The sequence below is a fragment of the Peribacillus sp. YIM B13482 genome (genome assembly GCF_042787975.1).
GTDB lineage: Bacteria > Bacillota > Bacilli > Bacillales > DSM-1321 > Peribacillus > Peribacillus simplex_A.
On sequence record NZ_JBHZPF010000101.1, the window covers coordinates 1 to 7,625 of the forward strand.

7 protein-coding genes and 1 pseudogene are annotated in these 7,625 nt (G+C 34.1%); 5 read left to right on the forward strand and 3 right to left on the reverse strand.

Going from position 1 to position 7,625, the window contains the following annotated elements; translation table 11 throughout:
- Positions 1-989: pseudogene (locus ACFX4L_RS24525) on the reverse strand (IS4 family transposase); the annotation flags it as partial.
- Positions 990-1,173: 184 nt separating this feature from the next.
- Between ACFX4L_RS24525 and ACFX4L_RS24530 the strand changes: the two are divergent.
- From ACFX4L_RS24530 to ACFX4L_RS24545, 4 genes are all read left to right on the forward strand, one after another.
- Positions 1,174-1,485, forward strand: a complete 312-nt coding sequence (locus ACFX4L_RS24530) for an ArsR/SmtB family transcription factor (RefSeq protein WP_002013825.1) — start codon at positions 1,174-1,176, stop codon at positions 1,483-1,485.
- A 120-nt stretch (positions 1,486-1,605) separates the two neighbouring features.
- On the forward strand, positions 1,606-2,694 hold the full coding sequence (locus tag ACFX4L_RS24535) for a saccharopine dehydrogenase NADP-binding domain-containing protein (protein WP_377387621.1): 1,089 nt from the start codon (positions 1,606-1,608) through the stop codon (positions 2,692-2,694).
- Positions 2,695-3,163: 469 nt separating this feature from the next.
- Positions 3,164-3,529 (forward strand): cupin domain-containing protein, encoded by a 366-nt coding sequence (locus ACFX4L_RS24540; protein ID WP_377387456.1) that lies wholly within the window; start codon positions 3,164-3,166, stop codon positions 3,527-3,529.
- A 91-nt stretch (positions 3,530-3,620) separates the two neighbouring features.
- Positions 3,621-4,070, forward strand: coding sequence for a GNAT family N-acetyltransferase (locus ACFX4L_RS24545; protein WP_377406542.1), 450 nt, complete (start codon positions 3,621-3,623; stop codon positions 4,068-4,070).
- A gap of 457 nt (positions 4,071-4,527) precedes the next feature.
- On the opposite strand, the gene ACFX4L_RS24550 is transcribed toward ACFX4L_RS24545, so the two are convergent.
- Complete coding sequence (locus ACFX4L_RS24550; protein WP_377406548.1) at positions 4,528-5,772, reverse strand: tyrosine-type recombinase/integrase; 1,245 nt, start codon at positions 5,770-5,772, stop codon at positions 4,528-4,530.
- Positions 5,723-6,319 carry a tyrosine-type recombinase/integrase gene (locus ACFX4L_RS24555; protein WP_377406544.1) on the reverse strand — a complete coding sequence of 199 codons (597 nt, stop codon included), beginning with the start codon at positions 6,317-6,319 and terminating at the stop codon, positions 5,723-5,725. The genes ACFX4L_RS24550 and ACFX4L_RS24555 overlap by 50 nt, the downstream gene beginning before the upstream one ends.
- Positions 6,320-6,613: 294 nt before the next feature.
- Here ACFX4L_RS24555 and spoIID point away from each other — a divergent pair, with 294 nt between their 5' ends.
- Positions 6,614-7,591 (forward strand): stage II sporulation protein D, encoded by a 978-nt coding sequence (gene spoIID / locus ACFX4L_RS24560; protein WP_377406546.1) that lies wholly within the window; start codon positions 6,614-6,616, stop codon positions 7,589-7,591.
- The last annotated feature ends 34 nt before the right edge of the window (positions 7,592-7,625 follow it).

Consider the following 7,625-nt stretch of genomic DNA (forward strand, 5'->3'; position numbering starts at 1 on the left):
TGGTGATGTATTCGTTATGTAGACATTCATACCCATCAAGTGCTTACTTTTCTCCTTCATGACAATGCCTTTCTTCTTTTCTCGAATGCTTGGTTTTTTAGGCGTGTTTGCGTTTGATCATCGGTTAAACGATGGATCATGACACGTGCTGGAAGCTTCTGATTTTGACCAATGTATGCTTCAGTGATTTCCAGTGTTTCACCAGAGGTTAGACGGGACATCATTTGTGTCATATCAAGCTGGATGTATTCGGTTTGTTTTTTTAACGTGCCATTGTTGAAAAATTCTGGATCAGGGTTCTTGATATAAATACGTGTATTTAACTTCAACCGAGAAATATAATAAGCCTCTTTATCATGAATGGCTTGTAAGTCTCCTAAATCAAAGTAACCAAGATCACGTAAACATAAATCGCCTTTCTCTACAGTTTCAAGGCAGATTGTACCGTATGTTTTATCATTGTTTTTTCCTGGTCCTACCTGTACGTTTAAAAATTGGCCACTTAATAAATCGTATTCCAATTGGATTTTCACCCCTGCAGTATGACTACTCCCTCCAGAGCCTTGATAATTTGTGGCGAAGGAATCAGGTAGCTGAAATACAGTCGCATCTAAAATCCGAATACGTTCGAAAGCAGAAATCATGTGTGAAGAAAGCGAATGATTTAAACAGAGATTTTGTGTTAGGAGTGAAGTAAAGACTTCTCGGAGGAATGCGACAGCTGCTGGATTAAAGCGCTGATTCAGCCCTTCTGGGCTTATTAGTACACCCATGGAAGCCTCCAAACGACTACATAATTGCGTAAGTGATGTACTAGCGACTTCTTGGCTGAGCCAAACGCACAGGGCGATAAGTCCATTTGCTTGATACTTACTAGATCGTTGTACAAAGCCCACCTGTTTGGCCGTTTCTTGTAGGACTATTGGGGATAGAAAACGTTGTAATTCTTTTGCAAAAAGTGTCAGTTCACTGGAGACGATAGGATTCATAAAAAAACACCATCCTTTCTCGTAAACTTCTTACGATAAGCATAGCGTTTTTTCATTTTTGAAGGTATTGTTTAAACTTAGCTTGATGGGCATGTGGTGGTACCCCTTTATTGCATTAGATAGTAATGTAATTTATAATACGTTTAAATGATTAAATTCTTAAACGGAAGGTAATGTTAGCGAAATGAACTGTAATGATAAAGTAATGCATATTTTAGAAAATTTAAGACCATGTTTTCAAGGGTTGGGGGATCCAACTCGTCAGCAAATTGTATCACTTTTAATTGATAAAGATAGCTTGAATGTGACGCAAATTGCTGAGAATATTCCTATGTCAAGACCTACTGTATCTCATCATTTGAAAATATTGAAACAATCAGGGTTACTTCAAGTTCAGAAAAAAGGCACTGAAATGTATTATTGTCTTGAATTTAATGAAACAATAAATCTTTTAAAAGAACTTGTTTCTTTAGTTGAAGATGAATGTAAGAACTAGGTATTCATTTATAGTTTAGGGACACCTTTTGTCCCTTTTTTTAGCGATAATATGTTAAAAGGTTTAAGTTTTTAATCATTTAAACTTATAATCTCACACTAATTAAAATGGAGGTTTCAGATGAATAAAAAAACAGTATTAATTGTTGGTGGGTATGGAGTTGTTGGTAGTCAAATTGCTCGAATTTTACATGATCGACATCCTGATTTGGAAATTAGATTAGGAGGAAGAACCTTAGGGAAAGCGTTACCTTTTGAATCAGAGAGAGTAAAAATAGTCAAGGTAGACAACACAACAGATGATCCTTTAAGAAATTTGGATGATAATTTCACATTAGTTGTTAATGCGGTTAATGACCCTCAAGATAGACTACTCCTATCTGCAGTTCGAAAAAAAATTCCATTGGTTGACATTACTCGTTGGACTGAACGCTTTAAGAGTTCTATTGATCGATTAAAAAATGTTGAGGTCCAATCCCCTGTTGTATTAGCTTCAGGGTGGATGGGGGGGACAGCAGCCCTTTTTTCTAAAATTTATTCAAAAGATCTTCAAGAGGTTACGGTTGATATCAACGCACTATATTCTCTTCAAGACAAAGCAGGACCAAATTCAACAGCGTATATGGACCGGTTAACTATTCCGTTTGAAGTCAAAGCTCGAGAGGGAATGCGACAGGCTTATCCAATGACTAATCCAATCAAAGTCCGCTTTCCAAACGGTTATATAACCAAATGTTATCGTTTGGATACTCCCGATCACGTAACCCTGCCAGAATCAATTCATGCTGTTTCGACTAACTTTCGTATTGCTTTTGATAGTAAAATATCTACATATGGACTGGTTTCTCTGGTGAATACAGGGATTTGGAAAATGATTAGTGGAGAAAAATTTACCAATTTACGGAAAAATATTCTCTATAAACCCGGAAGGGGAAGTGCACATAACATAGTTATTCATCTTAAAGGTTATGATGCTACTGGTGTATTGCATAGACGATGTGTGAACATATCAGATCCGTTAGGACAGACACATCTTACTGCTTTAGGAGCAGCTGTCCAAGCAGAGAACATTTTACAAACATCTGATATTGTGGTTCCGGATTCTGAAATTTACTTTCCGGAAAATCTATTAGATTTGGGTGTGAATGCATCTGCAATTTTAGATTTTTATAGGGAATATGGGGTTAATATTACGAAAGAAAATATATAAAAGGTACCGTTCTATTCGTGGTAGTACACATATGGCTATCAAGCTAAGAAAAGTAAATACCCCCAGAACGAAATTTTTTGCTAACTTGTAGCAAAAAAGCTCATTTTTTCGTTTTGGGGTAATTCTGAATGCTTAAGTTGATGGGCATGTGGCGGTACCCCAATAAAAACCGAAATCCCTCCTGTATTAAGGTAGATATTTATAAAGTTGGCTTTTTTATGGTGATAGCTTGGACAGTATGTCTTACTGAACTAACGGGTGCGTTAGCTGAAGATCGGAGCTGTCTTTAAGGCAGCTTCTTCTTATGCAACTATCGGGGCAGTTTAGTTCAAGAGTGCTGTTTGATCTTTGCTCAACAATTGGGCCATTTTTGTGGAAGACAGCAGAAACTTTTGAGATCTTAATCAAAATAGTAATTAATCTATCGAAGTTGTAAAATAAGGGTAAGAATAGTTCTGGGGGGATTTATATCAATTATAATGCTATTAATCTAAGCAAGAAACTGTCCAAATTCAGTGAACACTGGTCGCCCAAAGTCATTGGTGAAATGAATGACTATCAGTTTAAGTTAGTTAAGATTCTGGGGGATTTTGTATGGCACGATCATAAAGACACCGATGAGGCATTCATCGTGATAGACGGCGAGATGTCCATCGCATTCCGCGATGGAGAGGTTAAACTTTCCAAAGGAGAAATGTATGTGATACCAAAAGGTGTGGAGCATAAGCCTTATGCTGAAAAGGAATGCCATATAATGCTGGTAGAGCCTAAAGGTGTAGTCAACACTGGTGAAACTAATTTAAAACTAACTGCTGAAAATAACATATGGATTTAAACCAATAATTCAGTTACTTTCTTTGGATTAACATATAAAAGGTATGCTATGGGGCTGGTCAGTTGTAATTTTATAAAGGAGTTGTGAGAAGTTGAAATATCGTAAAGCAAATATCGATGATATTGATAAATTGGTCGAGTTAAGAAAAAAGCAATTAGTTGATGAGGGGATAGAATCTAATATAGATATTGATAGAGAACTATATGTTTTCTTTAAAAATAAACTAAGTGATGGTACTTTAATTCAATGGCTAGTGGAAGATAATGAAGAAATTATAGCTTGTGGTGCAGTAATTTTTTATGAATTTCCACCTTGTTACACCAATAAGACTGGAAAAAAGGCTTATATCACAAATATGTATACTAATGAAAATTATCGTGGGCAAGGAATCGCAACAAAGCTGTTAACTAAATTAGTTGATGAAGTTAAGATTTCAGGTATTTCACAAATATGGCTTGGGGCTTCAAAAATGGGTAGACCTGTGTATAAGAAGTTTGGTTTTATGGAAACTGATGAATTTCTAGAATTAAATATTTTTTAATAATTTGTGAAGTATAACACTTAAACTAACGGGTGCTTTAGTTCTATAAGAAGTATGGAAAATGATCAAACTTTAAAACAAAATCATACTTAAAAACGCCCTTTATGTTGTTCCACTAAAAGGCGCTTTAATTGAACAACGAATTTTTTATTTTATTGTAGTAAATCTTAATGTTGTTGTAGTAAATGAGGTCATATGTAGTACAAAGAAGGATAGATAAAGCAAATTTTATCTATCCTTCTTTTTTTGTCTTATATAATGTGCAACATTATATAATTCTTCCTTTTTATCAAGTCATTAATAAAATATCTTGACTTTTAATAAAATTCGATGTGGGCTTTTTTAATACAGCCATGTATGGCTTTTTAAATTTTACGTACACTTTTCAAAAAAATATTATCTTATACAATGTACCTCTGTACCTCGTTTTGTCATTCAAAACACTCCTCTTTCTATATTATATTTGTCTACACTCTAAAAGCCCTTCTCGTGTGAGAGGGCTTTTTATTCCGGAAAACTGGATCAATTCCTCATAATCTTCTGCAACAATTTTATAATCATGAGAATCGAAATCTTCCCAGTTTATATTTTCAAATGTATCTCGAGTTAGTGTAATTTTCAGTACATTTTTATCTGATGTGTTCCCTGTTGAATCTGTAACAGGGAGTTGCCAAAACAAAACAGCTTCTTCCACGTCTGTATTTTCAAACAAACTCTGAAATACTACATTGCTGTCTTCAAACAATCCGTTGGCTTTCATCTTAGCTGTTAGGTTTTCACTTCCCAAAAGTGTAAGGATAACAATGTTATCGTTTTCAATATCGGTCCCCATATGCTCATTGACCTCTAAATTGACAATATTAAAATCATTATCTTCGGTAAGTTGATACTCTATATGATCTTTTAAGCTCTCTGTAGGGTCCTCTTCCGTATCTTCTTCCGTCGATACTTCAGTATCATCTCGAGGTGATAATAGTCCAATCTCGATTTTCTTGTCTAATGTTTTATCATAGTTAAAATCCAGTATTACATATGCATCACTTTCAACGCCATTTTCGCCATCGAAATTATATTCCACAAAATCATCGAATTTATTTTGGCTTTTTTCTTTTCCACCTACTATAGTTTTAACCTCTTCAAGAGTCATACCATCTTTAATTTTTTTATATTCGTCTTTTGTAATTTTCGCTGTCTTCTCTTGAGTTACTTCTGAAGGTTTTTCTCCTTCAAGTGACATCCAAACAGCGTAAAAAATGAAAAATAAAATGAATGACCCAAGTGCTGTCAATAATCTTTTCTTAACTTTCCTTGTTTTTCTAAAAGCTGATATGACTGCGGCAATTATAAAAAATATTGTGACCACAATACAAAGTAATCCTAAAAACGACAACATTTCTTTCCCTACATCTAATCCCTTGGTGTATTCCTCAAACTTATCCATGTTTTTCTTTTCAAGTTTTTTGCTTATATGTGCGTAAACATCAGAAGTTATAGCAACGCTGCCATGACCTAATCTTTTCTGAACATATTTCATATCCGCACCAGCCTCAAGCTGGAGCACTGCATGTGTATGTCGTAAACCATGAATGGTTATATGTTTTGTAATTCCGGCTTTTCTACAGATGCGATTAAATGCTCTGTGTAAGGTGGATTTAGAATAGGGGAGGCCATTCCCTCGTTCGAAAACAAGAGTTGTTTTGATACCTTTCTGCCAATTTCAACTTTATTTCCTTTTTCTTAATGACATGACGTGTTAACAGAGCGGCAAGGCTTTCGTCGATTAAAATTTTTCTATACGATGTTTCAGTTTTAGGTGGATCGAACATTTTATCAATGTTCAAAACATCATAATTTAAAGTTTTGTAGATCTTAATTTTATTATCAGTGGAATCTAAATCCAGTACCTGGAGAGCTAAAGCTTCACCTTTTCTTAAACCAGTATCGATTAGTGTTTTAAATAAAATAAAATAGTTCCAATTTTCTTTTAGAGCAGCATCTAAAAATCTAATCACTTCATCTTTGCTTAGATATTCTAAATCTTCATCTTCTTTTATTTGGTTTATTGCCTTATTAGGGATAGTCACTCTGGAACAAGGGTTTTTAGATAACATTTCAAGAGAAACGGCTTTATTCATCGCATTGGAAAGAGTAGTGTGGATGATTTCTACTGTTCTTTTACTATTTTCTTGATCAGCGAGTTTATTAATGATTTTTTGATAATGTGTTGGGGTTAAATCTTTTATTTTCATATACAGGCTTCATGAGCGAAATGTCCCCTTTATTTAACTTTGCCTTCACGAGGCCAAAATGATCTGATCTCATTTCAATTACCCGGAAATCCAATTACAAGGGTTATGAAATCCTGCGAATAAGTGAGCATTCGAGAGATATTCGTATCAAACTGAGGAATTCAATAAGTATTGTTAAAATGGATATATATAATTGGTAAGTCTTATCTAAGTTTTACCATTTCCTAAAACTGGTAATATAAAGAAGGGTTAATTCATAATCTTAAAAAAAGTGATTTATTTTAAGGAGGAATGATGAATAAATTTCAACCATTAATGTGGATAGTTCTTACAATATTTTCTTTAATTTTAGTAGTACCTTCTCTTTTAGTAGTTTCATTTTCAAACAATCCAAAACAAGCATCTACAAAACAGAATATTGTTGCTTCAACTGACATTAAAGAAAGTAAAAACGATAAAAATTCGACTGAACCATCCATCGACGTGTCAGTTTATAGGACAAACACTAAAGAGATTGAACATATCCCTTTAGAAGAATATGTTGTAGGTGTTGTTGCTTCAGAAATGCCAATTACTTTTGAATTAGAGGCATTAAAGGCTCAATCTTTAGCAGCTAGAACATTTTTAGTTAAACAAATGCTTTCTAATTCTAAAATTAATTTACCAGGCGGTACTGATATAACTGATAATATTCAATACCATCAAGTATATAAAAGTAAAAAAGAACTGGCTAATGAGTGGGGAGAAAATTATAAATCAAATATCTCTAAAATACAAAAAGCAGTTGAAGCGACAAAAGGTAAGATTTTAACCTATGATGAGAAACCAATCGATGCTTCTTTCTTTTCGACCAGTAATGGATATACGGAGAATTCTGAGGATTATTGGGGTAATAAAACGCCATATCTAAAAAGCGTTGAAAGTCCTTGGGACATACAATCTCCTAAATTCCAATACCAAACAACTATTCAAGTAACTAAATTTGAAGAGTTGCTGGGAATTAAATTGAATAATGATGTTAATATCGGCAGGGTTATCTCAAAATCCAAAGGAAATCGTATAAAGTTTTTTGAAATTAACGGTAAGAAATATAGTGGAAAGACGATCAGAGATAAGCTAAGACTTAATTCTTCCGATTTCACATTTAAAAGAGAAGGTAATAAGGTAATTATTAATACTAAGGGAAATGGTCACGGAGTAGGTATGAGTCAATATGGTGCTAACGGATTGTGGTATGTCAACACTAAATCAAACAACTTTTTTAAGGGCTAAGTTTCGATAAGCCACCGGACTTAAGTAGCCAAGT